The following is an 18,843-nucleotide window of genomic DNA, read 5'->3' as shown; positions in this document are numbered from 1 at the left end:
GGTCGGCGCCCGGGGCTGAGGTGGCGCCGTGCGTAGCAAGGTAGAGGATCGTTGAACGATCCTTCAATACCCACGTTGTTTCGTTCTTGTATCTGCGGTTGAATTCCGGGCATGGCAGAGCAGCTGACAGGACTGGCCGACGACCGGGCTCTCCTGGGGCGCACCAGCACCGCCGAGCGCGTCTCGGACATCCTCAGGGGCCGCATCGCCGAGGGGTTCTTCCCGCCCGGCACCCGGCTGTCGGAGGACAGCATCGGGGGCGCGCTCGGAGTCTCCCGCAACACACTGCGGGAGGCGTTCCGGCTGCTCACCCACGAACGTCTGCTCGTCCACGAGCTGAACCGGGGCGTCTTCGTCAGGGTCCTGACCGTCGAGGACGTCGAGGACATCTACCGCACCCGGCGCCTCGTCGAGTGCGCCGTCGTCCGTGGGCTCGGCGAGCCGCCGTACGACCTGGACGCGCTCGCCGAGGTCGTCGAGCAGGGGCAGCGGGCGGCGCGCGAAGGTGACTGGAAAGGTGTGGGTACCGCCAACATCCACTTCCACCGGGAGCTGGTGGCCCTCGCCGGCAGCGCCCGAACCGACGAGCTGATGCGCAGTGTCTTCGCCGAACTGCGCCTGGCCTTCCACATCGTGGACGACCCCAAAGCCCTGCACGAGCCGTACCTGGCCCGCAACCGGCAGATTCTGCAGGCACTGCAGGCGGGGGACCGGCCGGCGGCCGAGAAGCTGCTGGAGGTCTACCTCGACGACTCGCTCGAGCGGGTGGTGGAGGTGTACCGGCGGCGGGTCGGGGAGGACGGTTAGCGGGACGCAGGAGTGCCGGGTCCACTGGCGTGGCGACCGTGCCGCCTGGTGGCATCTGAGTCGTTTGGGTCGATGTCAGACCGAGGACCTAGTCTGTGCACCGTGACTTCGCCTGCATCGACGGACAGTGTTCCGCCCCAGCTCAGCGCGGGGCCGCGCCCCGCACCGGGTCCGGCCGCCGACGAGGGGCTGGCGCGGCGCCTGCGCGCGCTCGCCTGCACCGCGCCGCTGCACGACCTCGACGCACGCAAGGCCAACCTGGCGGGCGAGTACTCGGTGTACGGCATGGCGGAGGTGGCGCTGGCCGCCATCGACCTGGTCACCCTGAACATGGACTTCGACACGGGCGCCGACCACGACCAGATAGTCGCCCGGCTCATCCCGCGCATCGCCGCCCAGGCCCCGCAGCGGCCCGTCGCCGAGCACGAGCGCGTGGCCCGCTGGGTCCTGGAGAACCTGATCAACGTCGGCAGCGTCGACCGCGGCTTCCGCGCCGTCTACGGCACGTTCACGAGCGACGGCAGCTATGTCCGCCGTGACTACGACTTCAAGCTGATCGAGGAGGTGCCGGGCCCCGGCGGCACCGTCTACCTCCGCACCACGGACGAGGCGGTCAACGTCCTGGTCGGCGCCCTGGACACGGACGTCACCAGTGCGCAGATCGCCGCCGAGGTCAAACTCGAGGTCCTGATCAACCGGGGCCGCCTCGCCGACGCCCAGCTCGCCGCCGAACAGGCCCGCTACCGGACGGTGCAGTACTCGGAAACCCTGCGCAGAGCCCTGGAAGCGACCCGGCGCAACGTCCGGGCGGTGGACTGGCTCAACTCCGTGCCCGACATGATCGCCGAGGCACTGGACCACGTCGCCGACCGCTACCGGCACGAGAACGCGATCCTCACCAACATCCGCAAGGCCCGCGACGAGACCGAGGACCCCGAGCACAAGCGGCGCGCGGCCGAGCTCGTCGACATCGTCAAGGACTGCATCCGCAGGCACACCCAGCTGCAGTCGCGCCTCCTGGAGGCCGGGCCGCTGTTCCGAGCCGAGCAGGACCGGCAGGCGTTCGCGACCCCCATGACCTCGTCCGGGATCGACCTCTACGGGCACCTCGTCGCCCCCGTGCTGCCCTTGCCGCTGGAACAGGCGGTCCGCGTCACGGACGCCTTCTTCGCCCGGGGCACCGGGCTGCGTACGCCGGTGTCCGTGCGGGTCGGCGACCTCGTGGACATACTGCTGACGCCGCCGGTGGAGCGGGAGCACCTGGGCGCGGAGATGCCCGAGCCGGATCTGATCGCGACGCCGGACGACAGCCGGTTCAGCGAGGAGCAGCTGGCCGCGGCGACGGAACTGCTGGACCTGCCCGCCGATGCGCCGCGCCGGTTGTCGGGGTTGTTGGCCGAGGCCCGCAGACAGGACCCCGATCTTCCGTATCTGGTGGCCCTGTTGGCGGTGCACGCGGCCAGCCCGGCGGTCGGCACCGCATACCGCCAGGGCGAGGAGAAGCTGCTGTTCGCCGTGGACGACGGGACGGAGCTGGACGATCCGGAGTTCGGCGGCGCCGATCTCATCGTCGGCACGGCCCTGCTGGACGCGGCGGGCATGGCGGCGGACCGGACGGAAGCAGCATGAGTGAACAGGAACGCGACAAGGAGCCCGAGCAGTGAGTGAGCACGTCGAGTGGAGTGAGACGGAGGCTCCGGCCCCGTCGGCGACCGCCGCCGTCACGCCCGCCGACGCCGCCGACGCGGCGCGGCTCGTCGCGTTCGGGCTGCAGCCCAAGCTGCAGCCCGCGCGGGACCAGGAGTACGCCGAGCTGCTGCGCCGCTACCGCGAGGACCCCCCGTTCGCCCGGCTCGCGGACGCCGTGGCTGCCGGGCTCGGCCTTGTGGTGCTGGAGGTTTCCCCGCGCGCAGGGATGGCCGTGACGGCCGCCGAGGACTCGGTGTTCGCCGTCCGCATGGGCGACTACGCGCGTCGTACGTCCGCCGACGGCGGCGACCGCTTCCTGCACGGACTGGCCCATCTCGCCCTCGCCGCCATGGCGTTCCCGCGCCCCGAGGACCTCGCCGACGACGGATACATCGGGCGCGTGACGGTCAACGGTGTCGACGCGTTCGTACGGCAGGCCTGCCGCCGTCTGGAGGAGCGTGCCGAGGCACACGGCGACAACACCGACCCGGCCACCGACGCGCCCGGCCTGGAGGCCGCGTGGCGGATCTGGGCCAGACGCAGCGCCGCCGGCGCCACCAAGGACGCGCGCAGGCTCGCCGGTTCGACCACCGGCATCGTCGGCAAGGCGGCCGCGTTCCTCACCGACTCCGGATTCCTGCAGCGCACCGGCGACGACAACGGCGGCACGTACCGCACGACGTCCCGCTACCAGCTCCAGGTGCGCGACATGGCGGGCAGCGCCGCGATGGCCGAGCTGCTGGAACTGGGCGTGGTCCCGGTGACCGACGGCACCCCGACGCTGCTGCCGCCCGAGAACACCGACGGCCTGGAACTGGCGGCCGACGCCGGGCTGCCGTTCCACACGCCGTCGCACTCCTGAACTTCCCCGACCTGCCGAAGACTTACGAGAGTCCGCCATGTACGAGCTGTCCCGGGTCCGCCTCTACTCCATCGGTCCAGCCGGTGCGCGCTACGCCGACACCGTGCTCGACCTGCGGGGCGTGGGCGAGCCCGTGCCCGACCCCGCGCCCACCCAGGCGGAGTTCTTCGAGGAGGAGCCCGTCGGCCCGCCGCGCCGCCCCGCGCCCGCCGGCGTGCTCTTCCTGGAGAACGGCGGCGGCAAGTCGGTCCTGCTGAAGCTGATCTTCTCGGTGATGCTGCCGGGCCACCGCAACACCCTCGGCGGCGCCAGCTCCGGCGTGCTGCGCAAGTTCCTGCTCGCCGACGACTGCGGGCACGTCGCCCTGGAGTGGCAGCACACGCTGACCGGCGAATGCGTCGTCGTCGGCAAGGTCAGCGAGTGGCGCGGACGGCAAGTCTCCAACGACCCGCGGAAGTTCGCCGAGGCCTGGTACTCCTTCCGGCCCGGACCCGGGCTGTCCCTGGACAACCTGCCCGTCGCCGAGGCCACCGCCGTACGGCCGCCCGCCGAGGGCCAGTCGGGCGCGCAGGGCCGCCGGCGCACCATGAAGGGCTTCCGGGACGCCCTCACCGAGGCGGGCAAGGCGTATCCGCATCTGGAGGTGCACTGGGAGGAGATCCACGACCGGTGGATCGAACACCTCGGTGACCTCGGCCTCGACCCCGAACTCTTCCGCTACCAGCGGGAGATGAACGCCGACGAGGGCGAGGCAGCCGGTCTCTTCGCGGTCAAGAAGGACTCCGACTTCACCGACCTGCTGCTGCGCGCCGTGACCGACACCCGGGACACCGACGGCCTCGCCGATCTGGTCAGCGGCTTCGGCAACAAGCTGGGCCGCCGGGCCGAGCTGATCGCCGAACGGGACTTCACCGCCGGGTCGGTGGATCTGCTCGGCCGGATCGTCGAGGCCGCCGAGGCCCGGGCACGCGCGCGGGACATCCACGCCGGCGCCGAGCGCCGCACCCGCACGCTGGCGCGCCGGCTGTCGGCGCGAGGCGTGCAGGAACGGATCCGGGCCGCCGACCTCGCCCAGCGGGTCACCGCCGCCGCGTACGCGGTCACGCACTCCGAGGCGGCCCGCGAGCGCAGCGCACTCATCGCCGCCGAACTCGCCTACCGGAACGCCTCCTTGGCGCTCGCCGCCGCCGAGAAGTCCGCCGCCGTGCAGAAACGCGAACTGGCCGACGCGCGCACCCTGCACTCCGCCTGGCAGGCCGCCGAGGCGGTGCTGCGCCACCGCGCCGCCGCCGACCGAGTCGCGCGCGTGGCCGCCGCCATCCAGGAGGCCGAGCGGGACGCGGCGCCCGCGCTCGCCGCCCGGGCCAAGGCCGCCGTGGATCTCGTACGGGCCCTGCACGCGGCCGCGGAGAGCGCCGAGAGCCTCGCCAACGAGGAGGAGGAGCGGTCCGCCGCGCTGCAGGAGGTCAGCCAGGCCGCCTACCGGGACTCGACCGCCGCCGCCACCGAGGCGCAGCGGGCCCGCAGTGAGATCGGGCATCTGCGCCAGCGCCTCACCGAGGTCGAGCAGGAGACCGCCGAGGCGGTCCGTGCGGGATGGCTCGACGACAGCGCACCCGACGCCGACCCGGCCCGCGCCGCCCTCGCGGCCAGCGACGCCGAGAAGACCGCGGTCGCCGCCTGGGACACCGCACGCGAGGCCTCGCACAGGGCGACGGAACACGCGCGCGAGGCGGCTTCCGCCGAGTCCCGCGCCGAACTGACCGCGGCCCGCGCGGCGGACGCGGCGATGGCGACCCGGCGGTCGTACGAGGCCGAGCGCCGTATCGCACAGGCGCTGGCGGCCGAGGAGCGACTGGCGGAGCTGCTGAACCTGTCCGGCAAGGACGCCCGGCCGTCGGCCCCGGAAGCACGCCCGTCGGTTCCGCACCCCCGCCACGAAACGGACAGCGACGAAGCCGCCCTCACCCCCGAGGAGCTCGACCGCTTCGCCGACGAACTGCGCGAGCTGCTCGACGACTCCGTGTCCTTTGCCGAGCGGCAGCTCTTCGAGCTGCGGACCGCCGCGGCCGACGACGCCCGGATCCTCGGCGCACTCGGTGACGGCGGGCTGCTGCCACCCGGGCCGGACGTGCTGGCCACCGTGGAGTTCCTGGGCGAGCACGGCATCCCGGCCCTGCCCGGCTGGCGCTATCTCGCCCAGGCCGTTGACCCTGCCGACCACGCGCGCGTGCTGGCGGCACGGCCGGAGCTGGTCGACGGCGTGATCATCACCGATCCCGACACCCACGCCCGCGCCCGCGAGTCCCTCAGCGAGGCGGCGCTGCTGCCGCGGTCCGCCGTGGCCGTCGGTACGGCCGCCGCCCTGCTCGCCCCCACCCCGGCCGCCGACTCGGGCGACGGCAACGTCTTCCTCGTACCGCCGAACCCCGCCATGCACGACGAACATGCCGCGGACGAAGAGCGGCAGGCGCTGCGCGCGCGGGCGACCGAGCGGGACGAGGAGATCAGGACGCTCGCCGCCCGCCTCGGCAAGGACCGCGAGCTGGCGGCGCGCCTCGCCTCCTGGCGCACCGGCTGCCCGGCGGGCCGGCTCGTCGAGCTGGCCCGGGCCGCGCACGACGCGCGGGTGTTCGCCGAGGAGGCCGAGGCCGAGCTGACCGAGGCGCGTTCGGCGCGCGCCGAGGCCGACGAGGCCGCCGCCGAGGCCGCGCAGCTGCGGGACGAACGGCAGGAGGCGGCGCAGAAGGCCCGGCGCGCGGCCGACGCGCTCGCCGGGCTTGCCTTCCGGCTGCGCGAGCGGGCCGGCTGGCAGGTCAAACTGCGCGAACTGGCCGACGACGGTGTCGAGGCGGAGGCCCGCGCCCAGGCCTGCCTGGAGCGTGCCCGCGCCGCCGACGAGGACCGCCGCGGCGCCCAGCGCGCCGCCGACGACGCCCGCCGCACCGCACGGGCACTGCGCGCCGAACGCGCGGAGATCGCGGGCGCCCCCGACGACGTACCGGAGGACGACCAAGCGGCCCCGAAGTCGTCGCTGCCCGCACTCCGCGAGGCCTACCGCACTGCCTCCCAGGTCTACGAGAAGGTCGGCGTCGGTGCCGATCTGCGCGCCGAACAGGCCCGCGCGGAGAGCGACGAGGGTGCGGCTCGCGCAGAGCTGGACCGCCTCAGCAACAAGGTCCGCACCCGCGCCGAGCAGCTGCTGCAGTCACCGGACGGCTCCGACGGGCCGTCCCGGCAGGCGGCCGCAGCCCGGGCCGAGGAGCTGGTGCAGCTCCTGGAGACCCGGATGTCGACCGCCAGCGAGCAGCTCGGACGGCTGCGCGGCGAGGCCGAGCGGCACGCGCCCGAGGACGGCGAGGCGCACACCGAGCTGCCCGAGGAGCTGGAGCCGCGCGACGCCGAGCACGCACAGGCGCTCCTGCGCACCGCGACCGCCGAACTCGCCACCCGTACCGAGGCGTTGAGCCAGGCCCGCGAGGCCCACGCCGAGCTCCTCGACGCCCACCGCGCCGCCGAGGACGCGGCCGGTGGCTTCGACGAGATCGCCGCGATGCTCCGCGACCTGCTGCGCGAGCATGCCCTGGACGAGGAGCAGGAGGAGCCCGAGCCGTACCCCGGCAGCCTGGAGGAGGCCCGGCAGTCCGCCGCGGAGGCCCGCCGCTCCCTGCGCGGCTGCGCCGCCGACCTGTCGGCCGCCGAAGCCGCCGTACGCGAGGCGAGCGATGTGCTCGTGCGGCACGCCAACTCCACCCGCTACGAGCAGGTCTGCACCCCGGCGCGGCAGCAGATCCGTGAACTGCCCGCCTCCGCGCTGCCCGAGCACGCCCAGAAGTGGGCGGACGCGTTCGCGCCCCGACTGCGCGTCCTGACCGACGAGTTGGCGCAGCTGGAGCGGAACCGGGACTCGATCGTGGACCGGCTGCGCGGGCTCGTGGAGTCGGCGCTGGCGACACTGCGGTCCGCCCAGCGGCTGTCGCGGCTGCCGGAGGGGCTGGGGGAGTGGTCCGGGCAGGAGTTCCTGCGCATCCGCTTCGAGGAGCCGGATCAGGCCACGCTCACCGAGCGGCTGGGCGAGGTCATCGACGAGGCCACCCGGGCGGCCGTGAAGAAGAACTCCGACCTGCGACGCGACGGCATGTCCCTGCTGCTGCGGGGCGTGGGCGCGGCACTCCAGCCCAAGGGCGTCGCCGTCGAGATCCTCAAGCCGGACGCCGTGCTGCGCGCCGAGCGGGTGCCCGTGGGACAGATGGGCGATGTGTTCTCCGGCGGTCAGCTGCTCACCGCGGCCATCGCCCTGTACTGCACGATGGCCGCGCTGCGCTCCAACGACCGGGGCCGCGACAAGCACCGCCACGCAGGCACGCTGTTTCTGGACAACCCCATCGGCCGTGCCAACGCGACCTATCTGCTGGAGCTGCAGCGAGCCGTGTCGGACGCGCTGGGTGTCCAACTCCTCTACACCACCGGCCTGTTCGACACGACGGCGCTCGCGGAGTTCCCGCTGGTGATCCGGCTGCGCAACGATGCCGACCTGCGCGCAGGCCTGAAGTACATCAGCGTGGAGGAACACCTCCGCCCCGGGCTGCCGCAGCAGCCCCAGGCGGAGGAGGCGGTGCACAGCGAGATCACCGCGACCCGGATGTTCAAACGCCCCGCACCCGCAAACCCCTAGGGGCGGGCGACCGCACCGCCACTCGGCTCGCTCAGGGGTGCGACAACCGTCCTGCTCCACCCCGCCGCTGTATGCGCTGCTGGGCCCGCTCCGCAGCCCGTGTCTGCCGGCGTGCCCTGCGACGCTCGCGCCGCAGGGCACGGGCGGTGCTGCTCGGGACCGACACCACGCCGTTGCGCTGGTTCCACACCTGGCGGGTCACCCAGACGTCGAGCGCAGCCCACGTTGCCGCCACGGTGCTCGCCACGCTGCTGAGGACCATGGGGAAGGCCAGCCATGATCCGGCCAGAGTGCACAGGAACGCGACCATCGCCTGGATCAGCGTCACGGCGATGATCAGCACCGCCCGCACCGCGGCCGTACGCACCGGGTCGGGCATACGGCGCCGCCGCGCGGGCTCCTCGATCCACAAGGGCCGGTAGTGCGGCTGCTCTTCAGCCGTGGCGCGCCCCGCGGGCTCCGGACCGCCTCTGCGCGCCGGAATGTCGTGATCCAGTGCCTCGGGGCTCCGCTGCACCGTCAGGTGCTCCGCATCGCCCGCCGTGGGCGCCTCGTACCGCTCCGCCGTGCCCATCAACGTGTCACTCCCCACCGCCAGCAGTCCCCCCGTCCGTGTCGAACACACGGCTCCCCAGTGGCTGCCCGGCTTGCGCTGTTTTACGCCGCCCGGTTGCGGGATGCGGCTCGTGTGGCCGATTCCGCCCCCATTTCCCGAAGAGAAGGACGAACGACGCGCTCCGAAGATTCCCGGGAAACGAAAAATTCTGGCCAACTGACCGCCCACACCGACCGGATCCGCACGGGCGGTCCCCGCGCGAACTCGGGCGGCAATCTCCCGCAATGCCCGGACAACTCCCCATCTCCTCGAGCCAGTGCGGAAGTTCAGCCTCCGGACGGGTCTTCGAGTTAACTGTGCGTCGGTAGTAGGCTCGCGCCGTTTGTTGACGCACATGTGTACCCCCGGCCGGAGGGGGTCGAGCTGGGGGAGGCCATGCGCTTTCGCGGGAAGTCGATCCGCCGGAAGATCGTGGCGCTGCTTCTCGTGCCGCTGGTGTCCCTCACCGCGATCTGGGGCTTCGCCACGGTACTCACGGGACGGGCGGTCACTCAGCTGTTCGAGGTGTCCACGGCCGTCAAGGACATGGGCTATCCCGTCGAGGACACCGTCCGCGCCCTGCAGCAGGAACGCCGGCAGACCCTCGTCTACCTCGCCGACCCGCGGGCTTCCGACGCGCTGGCCGCGCTCCGCACCACCCGCCGCGCCTCCGACGAGGCCATCGCCAAGGTCCGCAAGAACGCAAACGACCCCGACGTCCGCGACGGACTGAACGCGGGCGACGACGAACGCCTCACCGCCGTCCTGGACGCCTTCAACGGCGTCGACTCCCTGCGCAGCAGCGCCGAGCAGGGCACGGTGACCCGGGCCGAGGCCCTCCACCTGTACAACCGCCTGGTGGACCCCTGCTACGCCTTCCTGGCCGCGCTCGACGCGGTCGACAACGTGGAGATCGACGGGCAGGCCCGCGCGCTGGTCAACATCTCCCGCGCCCGCGAGCTCCTCTCCCGTGAGGACGCCCTGCTCGGCTCCTCCCTGGTCGTCGGCACGCTCACCCGCGAGGAGGTCCGCGAGGTCTCCGACCTGGTCGCGCAGCGCACCCAGTTGTACGACATCAGCCTGCCGGTGCTGCCGTCGGCCGAGCGTGCACGCTACGACCGTTTCTGGAAGAACGCCGCCACCGCCCCACTGCGCTCTGCCGAGCGGTCCGTCATCAACTCCGGCGCCGGTACGTCCCGTTCGGTCACCGCCAAGAGCTGGGACGCCGACGCGGACAGCGTCCTGACCGCACTCGCCACCCTCGACGACCAGGCCGGTGACCGCCTGCAGGACCGGGTGCGACCGGTCGCGATGGACGTCATCGTCAAGGCGGCCGTCGCCGGAGTCCTGGGCCTGGTTGCCGTGGTCCTCTCGCTCGTCGTCTCGGCGCGCATCGGCCGCACTCTCATCCGCGACCTGCGTCAACTGCGCCTGGAGGCCCACGAGGCGTCCGGTGTGCGGCTGCCGAGCGTCATGCGGCGCCTGTCCGCGGGCGAACAGGTCGACGTGGAGACCGAGGTCCCGCGCCTGGAGTACGACAAGAACGAGATCGGCGAGGTCGGCCAGGCACTCAACACCCTGCAGCGTGCCGCCGTCGAGGCCGCCGTCAAACAGGCCGAACTGCGCGCCGGGGTCTCCGAGGTGTTCGTCAACCTCGCCCGCCGCAGCCAGGTCCTGCTGCACAAGCAGCTCACCCTGCTGGACACCATGGAACGCCGGACCGAGGACACCGACGAACTCGCCGACCTGTTCCGCCTCGACCATCTGACCACCCGTATGCGACGGCACGCCGAGGGTCTCGTGATCCTCTCCGGCGCCGCCCCCTCCCGGCAGTGGCGCAAGCCCGTGCAGCTCATGGACGTCGTCCGGGCCGCCGTCGCCGAGGTCGAGGACTACGAACGCATCGAGGTCCGCCGCCTGCCGCGGATCGCCGTCACCGGCCCGGCCGTCGCCGACCTCACCCATCTCGTGGCGGAACTCCTGGAGAACGCCACGGTGTTCTCTCCACCGCACACGGCCGTCCAGGTCCTGGGCGAGCGGGTCGCCAACGGCTTCACCCTGGAGATCCACGACCGCGGCCTCGGCATGGCGGCCGACGCCCTGCTGGACGCCAACCTCCGGCTCGCCGAGACACCGGAGTTCGAACTGTCCGACACCGACCGGCTCGGACTGTTCGTGGTCAGCCGGCTCGCCCAGCGGCAGAACGTCCGAGTCTCCCTGCAGCCGTCCCCGTACGGCGGCACCACCGCGGTGCTGTTCGTCCCCGACGCGCTGCTGACGGACGACGTCCCGGACACCAACGGCATCGGCTTCCGTCTCGACCGGCCCCACCGCGCGAAGGAGGCCGAGCTGGAGGAGCGGCCGGGCAGCGCGCTCTCCCGGACACCGGCGCAGCTTCCCGGTCTGCCCGCCGGGCTCCTGGACGGCCCGGTCGAACTGGAGGCACCGGTCGACCTGGACGCCATCGAGGACTTCCCCGGCGCGCTCGACGACGAGGACAGCGAACGCGGCGGGCTCTTCCGCCCGCGCCGCTCCATCGCGCTCGCACAGGACGAGACCACCGGCGGCTCGCTCCATGGCGAGCCCGAGCTCCGCGAATCGGCCCGCGGCGAGACCGCCGACGACATGGGCGCGCCCGTCCCGCTGCCCCGCCGCCGCACGCCCAAGCTGGTCAGCTCGCACGGACGCCCGGTCACCGAGCAGCAGCCGTGGCGCGAGGACCCTGCCGACGAGCCGCCGACGGGTTCCGGACGTGCCGAACCGGAAGCCCCCGCATCATTGCCGTCCCGCCGCCGGGCCGAACAGCCGCCGACCGGGCGGGGCCCGGGCCGGTCCGACGAGGAGTCCGTGCCCCCGCTGCCGACCCGCCGCCGCGGTGCCTCGCCGCTGCGCCCGGGCACCGGCGGGCCCGACCGGTCTGCCGAGCGCCCCGCATCCGCGGTACCCGAGCCGGGGGGCCGAGGCGGGGGCCCGCAGCCCCCTGCCCTCCCCGTGCGCAGCCGCCCCACCGCGATCACACCGGGCGGCGAGGACACCGCCGGTCCGCACCCCGGCACCGCACCGCAGGAGCCAGGCCCCGGCGCCGGCCCTCTGCCCCGGCGGGTACGGCAGGCCCATCTGGCTCCCCAGCTCAAGCAGAGCGTCCAGCGGCGCACGGAGGACGGCCCGGAGCTCGTCGAGCGGGACGCCGACGAGGTACGCAGCCGTATGGCCTCGCTCCAGCGCGGCTGGCAGCGCGGCCGTGACGAGAACGCCGCGGGCGACGACGCCCACAGCGGCACAGCACCACAACGAACGACAAAGGGGGACGGTCGATGACCGCACCGAAGGCGAGCGGCCACACCGACACCGGCAGTGCCGGGGAGCTCAACTGGCTCCTCGACGACCTGGTGGACCGGGTGGCGAGCATCCGCAAAGCCCTCGTGCTCTCCGGCGACGGCCTGCCGACGGGTGTGTCCAAGGACCTGACCCGGGAGGACAGCGAGCACCTCGCCGCCGTCGCCTCCGGATTCCACAGCCTGGCCAAGGGCGTGGGCCGGCACTTCGAGGCCGGCAACGTCCGGCAGACCGTCGTCGAGCTGGACGACGCCTTTCTCTTCGTGACGGCCGCCGGCGACGGCAGCTGCCTGGCCGTCCTCTCGGACGCCGACTCGGACGTCGGCCAGGTCGCCTATGAGATGACGCTCCTCGTCAAGAGGGTCGGTGTGCATCTGGGGGCCGCTCCGCGCACCGATCTGCCCGCAGGCGGGTAGTGGGATGTCATGAGCGCTGACGGTCAGGGAAGAAGCCACTGGTTCGACGACGAAGCCGGTCCGGTCGTCCGTCCGTACGCGATGACGCGCGGCCGTACCACCAGTGCGGGCCAGCACCGACTCGACCTGATCGCGGTGGTCGTCACGGAGCCTCATGCGGACGATCCGGATGCCGACGCGACGCTGTCCCCGGAGCACGTGGACATCGTCGACATGTGCCGTGACACCCCCCAGTCGGTCGCCGAGCTCGCCGCCGGACTCGATCTGCCGATCGGAGTGGTGCGCGTCCTCGTCGGTGACCTCGTCGCCGGGGAATTCGTCCATGTGACGCGGCCGGTGCCCCCTGCCGAACTGCCCGACGAGAGTATTCTGCGCGACGTGATCAACGGCCTCCGGGCACTGTGAGAGGCGCGGGAGCGGGGTACTGACGTGACAGGCTGGCAGTTCTGGGTCGACCGCGGCGGCACGTTCACCGACATCGTCGCGCGGTGCCCGGACGGCCGTCTGCTGACGCACAAGCTGCTGTCGGAGAACCCGGCGCGGTACTCCGACGCGGCGGTCGCGGGCGTACGCCACCTGCTGAACGGCTCCCAGGACCGCATCGAGGCCGTCCGGATGGGGACGACGGTCGCCACCAACGCGCTGCTGGAACGCAAGGGCGAACGCACCCTGCTCGTCGTCACCCGGGGCTTCCGTGACGCGCTGCGCATCGCCTACCAGAACCGGCCGCACATCTTCGCCCGCCGCATCGACCTCCCCGAGCTGCTCCACGAGCGGGTCGTGGAGGTCGACGAGCGGATCGCCGCGGACGGCACCGTCCTGCGCGCCCCCGACCTGGATGCCCTCCTCGGCCCCCTCCAGGAGGCGTACGACGACGGCATCCGCGCCGTGGCCGTCGTCTGCATGCACAGTCATCTGCACCCCGCCCACGAGCAGGCCGTGGGGGAGCTGGCCGCACGCGTCGGATTTCCGCAGATCTCGCTGTCCAGCGAGGTCAGCCCGCTGATGAAGCTCGTGCCGCGCGGGGACACCGCGGTCGTCGACGCCTACCTGTCGCCCGTACTGCGCCGCTACGTCCAGCACGTCGCCGACGAACTCCACGGCGTACGGCTGATGTTCATGCAGTCCAACGGCGGGCTCGCCGAAGCCGGGCAGTTCCGCGGCAAGGACGCCATCCTCTCCGGACCGGCCGGAGGCATCGTCGGCATGGCCCGGATGTCGCAGCTGGCCGGGTTCGAACGCGTCATCGGCTTCGACATGGGCGGCACCTCCACCGATGTCTCGCATTACGCGGGCGAGTACGAGCGCGTCTTCACGACACAGATCGCCGGCGTCCGGCTGCGCGCGCCGATGCTGGACATCCACACCGTCGCGGCCGGTGGCGGCTCGATCCTCCACTTCGACGGCTCCCGCTACCGCGTAGGGCCGGACTCGGCGGGCGCGGACCCGGGACCCGCCTGCTACCGCGGCGGCGGCCCGCTGACCGTCACCGATGCCAACGTCATGCTGGGGCGGATCCAACCCGCCCACTTTCCCAGGGTGTTCGGGCCGGACGGCGACCAGCCCCTCGACGCGGCCCTCGTCCGCGACCGCTTCACCGCCCTCGCCCGCGAGATCCGCACCAGGACCGGGGACGACCGCACCCCCGAGCAGGTCGCCGAGGGCTACCTGCAGATCGCCGTCGCCAACATCGCCAACGCCGTCAAACGGATCTCCGTCCAGAAGGGCCACGACGTCACCCGCTACGCCCTCACCACCTTCGGCGGTGCGGGCGGCCAGCACGCGTGCAAGGTCGCCGACTCGCTCGGCATCCGCACCGTCCTCGTACCACCCATGGCGGGTGTTCTGTCCGCACTCGGCATCGGCCTCGCCGACACCACCGCCATGCGAGAACAGTCCGTCGAGGCACCCCTGGAGCCGGCGTCCATGCCCGCCGTGCTCAAAACGGCCGACGACCTGGAAGGAGCGGCCCGCGCGGAACTCCTCGCCGAGGACGTCCCCGAGGACCGCATGCAGGTCACCCGCCGCGCACAGCTGCGCTACGACGGCACCGACACCATCCTCACCGTCGAGCTGACGGAGCCCGACACGATGCGTCACACCTTCGAAGAGCGTCATCGCGCCACGTACTCCTTCACGCTCGACCGCCCGATCGTCGTCGAAGCCCTCTCCGTCGAAGCCACCGGCATCACAGAACCCCCCGATCTCTCCGCCCTAGCCCCGTACGAAGGCCGCACCGCCGCCCCGGACACCGTGCGCCTGCACACCGGCGGCGCCTGGCGCGACGTCCCCCTGCACCGCCGCGAGGGCCTCCCTCCCGGCGACATCGTCACCGGCCCCGCGATCATCACCGAGGCCAGTGCGACGACCGTCGTGGACGACGGCTGGCAGGCCGTGGCACGAGACGACGGGCATCTGGTCATGGAACGTGTGGTGATTACGGAGAGTTCCGATCTCGGCACAGAAGCCGATCCGGTTCTCCTCGAGGTCTTCAACAACCTCTTCATGTCGATCGCCGAACAGATGGGTGCCCGGCTGGAGTCCACCGCCCAGTCCGTCAACATCAAGGAGCGGCTCGACTTCTCCTGCGCCCTCTTCGACCCGGACGGAAACCTGGTGGCCAACGCGCCGCACATCCCCGTCCACCTGGGCTCCATGGGCACCAGCGTCAAGGAGGTCATCCGGCGCCGTGGCACCTCGATGCGGCCGGGCGACACCTACGCCGTCAACGACCCGTACCACGGCGGCACCCACCTGCCGGACGTCACGGTGATCACCCCGGTCTTCAGCACGCAGGGTGACCGCATCCTCTTCTACGTCGCCTCCCGCGGCCACCACGCCGAGATCGGCGGCATCGCCCCGGGCTCCATGCCGGCCAACAGCCGCACCATCGACGAGGAAGGCATCCTCTTCGACAACTGGCTCCTCGCCGAGAACGGCCGCTTCCGCGAGGCGGAGACCCTCGACCTGCTCACCGGGGCGCCCTACCCCTCCCGCAACCCCAGGACCAACCTCGCCGACCTGCGCGCCCAGATCGCCGCCAACCAGAAGGGCGTCGACGAAGTCGCCCGTATGATCGACAACTTCGGCCTCGACGTCGTGCAGGCCTATATGAAGCACGTCCAGGACAACGCCGAGGAAGCCGTACGACGGGTCGTCGACGCCCTGGACGACGGCGAGTACGCCTACGAGACCGACTCGGGGGCCGTCATCCGCGTACGCGTGCGGGTGGACCGCGAAAACCGCCGGGCGACCGTGGACTTCACCGGTACCTCCCCCCAGCTGGCGAGCAACTTCAACGCCCCGTTCGCCGTGGTCAACGCGGCCGTCCTGTACGTGTTCCGCACCCTCGTCGCCGACGATATCCCGCTCAACGACGGTTGTCTGCGCCCCCTCGACATCGTCGTCCCGCCCGGCTCCATGCTCGCGCCCGAGCCTCCGGCCGCAGTGGTCGCGGGCAACGTCGAGACCTCCCAGGCCATCACCGGCGCCCTCTACGCCGCCCTCGGCGTCCAGGCCGAAGGCTCCGGGACCATGAACAACGTCACCTTCGGGAACGAGCGGTACCAGTACTACGAGACCGTGGCCTCCGGCTCCGGCGCGGGCGACGGCTTCCCTGGCGCCCCCGTCGTGCAGACCCACATGACCAACTCGCGGCTCACCGACCCCGAGGTCCTGGAGTGGCGGCTGCCCGTGCAGCTCGACGAGTTCGCCGTCCGGCGCGGCAGCGGCGGCCCCGGCCGGTGGCGGGGCGGGGACGGCGCGGTGCGCCGCATCCGCTTCCACGAGCCCATGACGGTCTCCACGCTCTCCCAGCACCGCAGGGTCCCGCCCTACGGCATGGCGGGCGGCAGGCCCGGTGCGCTGGGCGCGAACCGGGTGGAGCACGCGGACGGCACGGTCACCCCGCTCGCCGGAAGCGACTCCGCGGACGTCGGCCCAGGCGACGTACTCGTCATCGAAACCCCAGGCGGCGGAGGCTACGGACCGCCGTCGTCCCACCCCCAGCAAGCAGGAGAAGAGATCGATGATCTTCGGGCGTTCTGAGCGCGGGAAACCTCCGGTCGAGCCCGTCACGCTCAAGATCCTGGTGGCCGGCGGTTTCGGCGTGGGCAAGACCACCCTCGTCGGCGCGGTCAGCGAGATCAGGCCGCTGCGCACCGAGGAGCTGCTCACCGAGGCCGGACGGCCCGTCGACGACACGAGCGGCGTGGAGGGCAAGCACACCACCACGGTGGCCATGGACTTCGGCCGTATCACCCTCCGTGAGGACCTGGTGCTGTACCTGTTCGGCACGCCCGGGCAGGAACGGTTCTGGTTCATGTGGGACGAGCTCTCCGAGGGGGCCCTCGGAGCCGTCGTGCTCGCCGACACCCGCCGCCTGGAGGACTGCTTCGCCGCGGTCGACTACTTCGAGCGGCGCTCCATACCCTTCCTCGTCGGCGTCAACTGCTTCGAGGGCTCGGCCCGGTACCCGGCCGACGACGTCCGCCAGGCCCTCGACCTGGACGAGGACGTACCGCTCGTGCTGTGCGACGCCCGTGACCGCGAGTCCGTCAAGGAGGTCCTCATCGGCGTGGTCCAGCACGCCATGGCGTACGCGGCCGACCGCCGCCAGACCGTCACCACCTGAACCATGTGCGCGGCCCGTACCCCCGCCGACCGGGGTACGGGCCGCAGCCGAAGGGCTCACGCACGCGCGCGTGGGCCTAGTTCTCGCCGTCCTCCTCCCAGGCGAAGCTCTTCTCCACGGCCTTCCGCCAGTTGTGGTACTGGCGGTCCCGTACGGATGCCTCCATGGCGGGAGTCCACTCGACGTCCTTCTGCCAGTGGGACTTCAGCTCGTCGAGGTCGTTCCACACCCCGGTGGCGAGCCCGGCAGCGTACGCGGCGCCGAGACAGGTGGTCTCGGAGACCTTCGGGCGGACCACCGGAACGTCGAGCACGTCCGCCTGGTGCTGCATGAGCAGGTTGTTCTTGGTCATGCCGCCGTCCACCTTCAGGGTGGTGATGTGCACCCCGGAGTCCTGGTACATGGCGTCCACGACCTCGCGCGTCTGCCAGCTCGTCGCTTCGAGCACGGCCCGGGCGAGGTGCGCCTTGGTGACGTAGCGCGTCAGGCCGGTGATGACCCCGCGCGCGTCGGAGCGCCAGTACGGCGCGAACAGGCCGGAGAAGGCCGGCACGATGTAGGCGCCGCCGTTGTCCTCGACACTCGCCGCCAGGGGCTCGATCTCGTCGGCGGTACGGATGATGCCCAGCTGGTCGCGGAACCATTGCACGAGGGCACCCGTTATGGCTATCGACCCCTCCAGACAGTAGACCGGTGCCTCGCTGCCGATCTTGTAGCCCATGGTCGTCAGCAGCCCGCTCTTCGACGCCACCGGCCGGTTGCCGGTGTTCAGCAGCAGGAAGCTGCCCGTGCCGTAGGTGTTCTTCGCGGTGCCCACGTCATAGCAGGCCTGCCCGAACACGGCCGCCTGCTGGTCGCCGAGGGCCGACGCGACCGGCACCCCGGCCAGCTGTCCCACGGCGGTGCCGTACACCTCGGCCGAGGACCTGATCTCGGGGAGGACGGCTTCGGGAATGTTCATCGCGGAGAGGATGGACGGGTCCCACTGGAGCGTTTCCAGGTTCATCAGCATGGTGCGCCCGGCATTGGTGACGTCCGTGACGTGCTGTCCGCCGTCGGTGCCGCCCGTCAGGTTCCAGATGAGCCAGGAGTCGATGGTGCCGAAGGCGATCTCGCCGTTCTCGGCTCGGGCCCTGAGCCCGGGCACGTTGTCCAGCAGCCAGGCGGCCTTCGGACCCGAGAAGTAGGTGGCCAGCGGCAGTCCGGTCTGCTCGCGGAAGCGGTCCTGGCCGTCCGAGCCGCCGAGCTGGTTGGTCAGCGCCGCGGTGCGGGTGTCCTGCCACACGATGGCGTTGTGCACGGGTTTGCCCGTCGCGCGGTCCCACAGGACCGTGGTCTCGCGCTGGTTGGTGATGCCGAGTGCGCTGAGCTGGTCGGCGCGCAGCCCGGCTTTGGCGATCGCTCCGGCGACCACCGCCTGCACCTTGGACCAGATCTCCGTGGCGTCGTGCTCCACCCAGCCGGGCTTCGGGAAGATCTGGCGGTGTTCGCGCTGGTCGACAGCGACGATCGCGCCGTCCTGGTTGAACACGATGCAGCGGCTGGACGTGGTGCCCTGGTCGATAGCGGCGACGAACTTGTCCGTCATGACGTCCCCTTCGTCGTTCCTTCAGAAGGCTGCTTTGGATCAGAGGGCTGCTGGGAGGACGAGCCCGGAAAGCACCCCGCCGATCAGCGGTCCGACCACCGGGTTCCACATGCCGCGGCCTTCGCCGTGGGTGTCTGCGTTGCTCATGGCGGCTCCTAGGCCCTGTCCCGGGGTGATCGACCCCGGTTCTCGGTGCAGGGTGCGTTTCCCGTGGCGACTTCAGCCGAAGACAGGGGAGCTCC

11 protein-coding genes are annotated in these 18,843 nt (G+C 72.0%); 9 read left to right on the top strand and 2 right to left on the bottom strand.

Going from position 1 to position 18,843, the window contains the following annotated elements:
* Positions 1-111 precede the first annotated feature (111 nt).
* From ACIBW9_RS35870 to ACIBW9_RS35855, 4 genes are all read left to right on the top strand, one after another.
* Complete coding sequence (locus ACIBW9_RS35870) at positions 112-807, top strand: GntR family transcriptional regulator (RefSeq protein WP_398961222.1); 696 nt, start codon at positions 112-114, stop codon at positions 805-807.
* 102 nt (positions 808-909) lie between these two features.
* Positions 910-2,436, top strand: coding sequence for a hypothetical protein (locus ACIBW9_RS35865; protein WP_398961221.1), 1,527 nt, complete (start codon positions 910-912; stop codon positions 2,434-2,436).
* A 31-nt stretch (positions 2,437-2,467) separates the two neighbouring features.
* Positions 2,468-3,358, top strand: coding sequence for a hypothetical protein (locus ACIBW9_RS35860; protein WP_398961219.1), 891 nt, complete (start codon positions 2,468-2,470; stop codon positions 3,356-3,358).
* Between the two features lie 37 nt (positions 3,359-3,395).
* Positions 3,396-8,033, top strand: coding sequence for a hypothetical protein (locus tag ACIBW9_RS35855; protein ID WP_398961217.1), 4,638 nt, complete (start codon positions 3,396-3,398; stop codon positions 8,031-8,033).
* 31 nt (positions 8,034-8,064) lie between these two features.
* Here ACIBW9_RS35855 and ACIBW9_RS35850 read toward each other — a convergent pair whose 3' ends face one another.
* Entirely contained in the window at positions 8,065-8,607 is a 543-nt protein-coding gene (locus ACIBW9_RS35850; RefSeq protein WP_398961215.1) for a hypothetical protein, read from the bottom strand.
* A gap of 417 nt (positions 8,608-9,024) precedes the next feature.
* On the opposite strand from ACIBW9_RS35850, the gene ACIBW9_RS35845 reads away from it, so the two are divergent.
* Genes ACIBW9_RS35845 through ACIBW9_RS35825 form a run of 5 tightly spaced genes read left to right on the top strand, consistent with a single transcriptional unit; the run spans position 9,025 to position 17,013 of the window.
* Positions 9,025-11,946 (top strand): nitrate- and nitrite sensing domain-containing protein, encoded by a 2,922-nt coding sequence (locus ACIBW9_RS35845; protein WP_398961213.1) that lies wholly within the window; start codon positions 9,025-9,027, stop codon positions 11,944-11,946.
* A complete protein-coding gene (locus ACIBW9_RS35840; protein ID WP_398961212.1) occupies positions 11,943-12,380 on the top strand; it encodes a roadblock/LC7 domain-containing protein in 438 nt (145 codons plus the stop codon). The genes ACIBW9_RS35845 and ACIBW9_RS35840 overlap by 4 nt, the downstream gene beginning before the upstream one ends.
* A gap of 9 nt (positions 12,381-12,389) precedes the next feature.
* The gene (locus tag ACIBW9_RS35835) at positions 12,390-12,785 is read left to right on the top strand and encodes a DUF742 domain-containing protein (RefSeq protein ID WP_398961210.1); all 396 of its coding nucleotides are present in this window, start codon (positions 12,390-12,392) and stop codon (positions 12,783-12,785) included.
* Positions 12,786-12,809: 24 nt separating this feature from the next.
* A complete protein-coding gene (locus tag ACIBW9_RS35830; RefSeq protein ID WP_398961208.1) occupies positions 12,810-16,427 on the top strand; it encodes a hydantoinase B/oxoprolinase family protein in 3,618 nt (1,205 codons plus the stop codon).
* On the top strand, positions 16,408-17,013 hold the full coding sequence (locus ACIBW9_RS35825) for an ATP/GTP-binding protein (protein WP_123963798.1): 606 nt from the start codon (positions 16,408-16,410) through the stop codon (positions 17,011-17,013). Before ACIBW9_RS35830 ends, ACIBW9_RS35825 begins: the two co-directional genes overlap by 20 nt.
* 76 nt (positions 17,014-17,089) lie before the next feature.
* Here ACIBW9_RS35825 and glpK read toward each other — a convergent pair whose 3' ends face one another.
* A complete protein-coding gene (gene glpK, locus ACIBW9_RS35820) occupies positions 17,090-18,601 on the bottom strand; it encodes a glycerol kinase GlpK (protein ID WP_398961206.1) in 1,512 nt (503 codons plus the stop codon).
* Positions 18,602-18,843 lie beyond the last annotated feature (242 nt).

This window comes from Streptomyces sp. NPDC049541 (assembly GCF_044465725.1).
Taxonomy (GTDB): Bacteria; Actinomycetota; Actinomycetes; order Streptomycetales; family Streptomycetaceae; genus Streptomyces.
Note: the sequence above shows the minus strand (reverse complement) of the source record. Positions and strands in the feature narration are given on the sequence as shown.

What these genes read in the sequence shown, in the direction of transcription:
- ACIBW9_RS35850 (WP_398961215.1), bottom strand. Translation starts at nt 8,607, where the DNA reads ATGGGCACGGCGGAGCGGTACGAGGCGCCCACGGCGGGCGATGCGGAG.
- ACIBW9_RS35855 (WP_398961217.1), top strand. Translation starts at nt 3,396, where the DNA reads ATGTACGAGCTGTCCCGGGTCCGCCTCTACTCCATCGGTCCAGCCGGT.
- ACIBW9_RS35845 (WP_398961213.1), top strand. Translation starts at nt 9,025, where the DNA reads ATGCGCTTTCGCGGGAAGTCGATCCGCCGGAAGATCGTGGCGCTGCTT.
- ACIBW9_RS35840 (WP_398961212.1), top strand. Translation starts at nt 11,943, where the DNA reads ATGACCGCACCGAAGGCGAGCGGCCACACCGACACCGGCAGTGCCGGG.
- ACIBW9_RS35825 (WP_123963798.1), top strand. Translation starts at nt 16,408, where the DNA reads ATGATCTTCGGGCGTTCTGAGCGCGGGAAACCTCCGGTCGAGCCCGTC.
- glpK (WP_398961206.1), bottom strand. Translation starts at nt 18,601, where the DNA reads ATGACGGACAAGTTCGTCGCCGCTATCGACCAGGGCACCACGTCCAGC.
- ACIBW9_RS35835 (WP_398961210.1), top strand. Translation starts at nt 12,390, where the DNA reads ATGAGCGCTGACGGTCAGGGAAGAAGCCACTGGTTCGACGACGAAGCC.
- ACIBW9_RS35870 (WP_398961222.1), top strand. Translation starts at nt 112, where the DNA reads ATGGCAGAGCAGCTGACAGGACTGGCCGACGACCGGGCTCTCCTGGGG.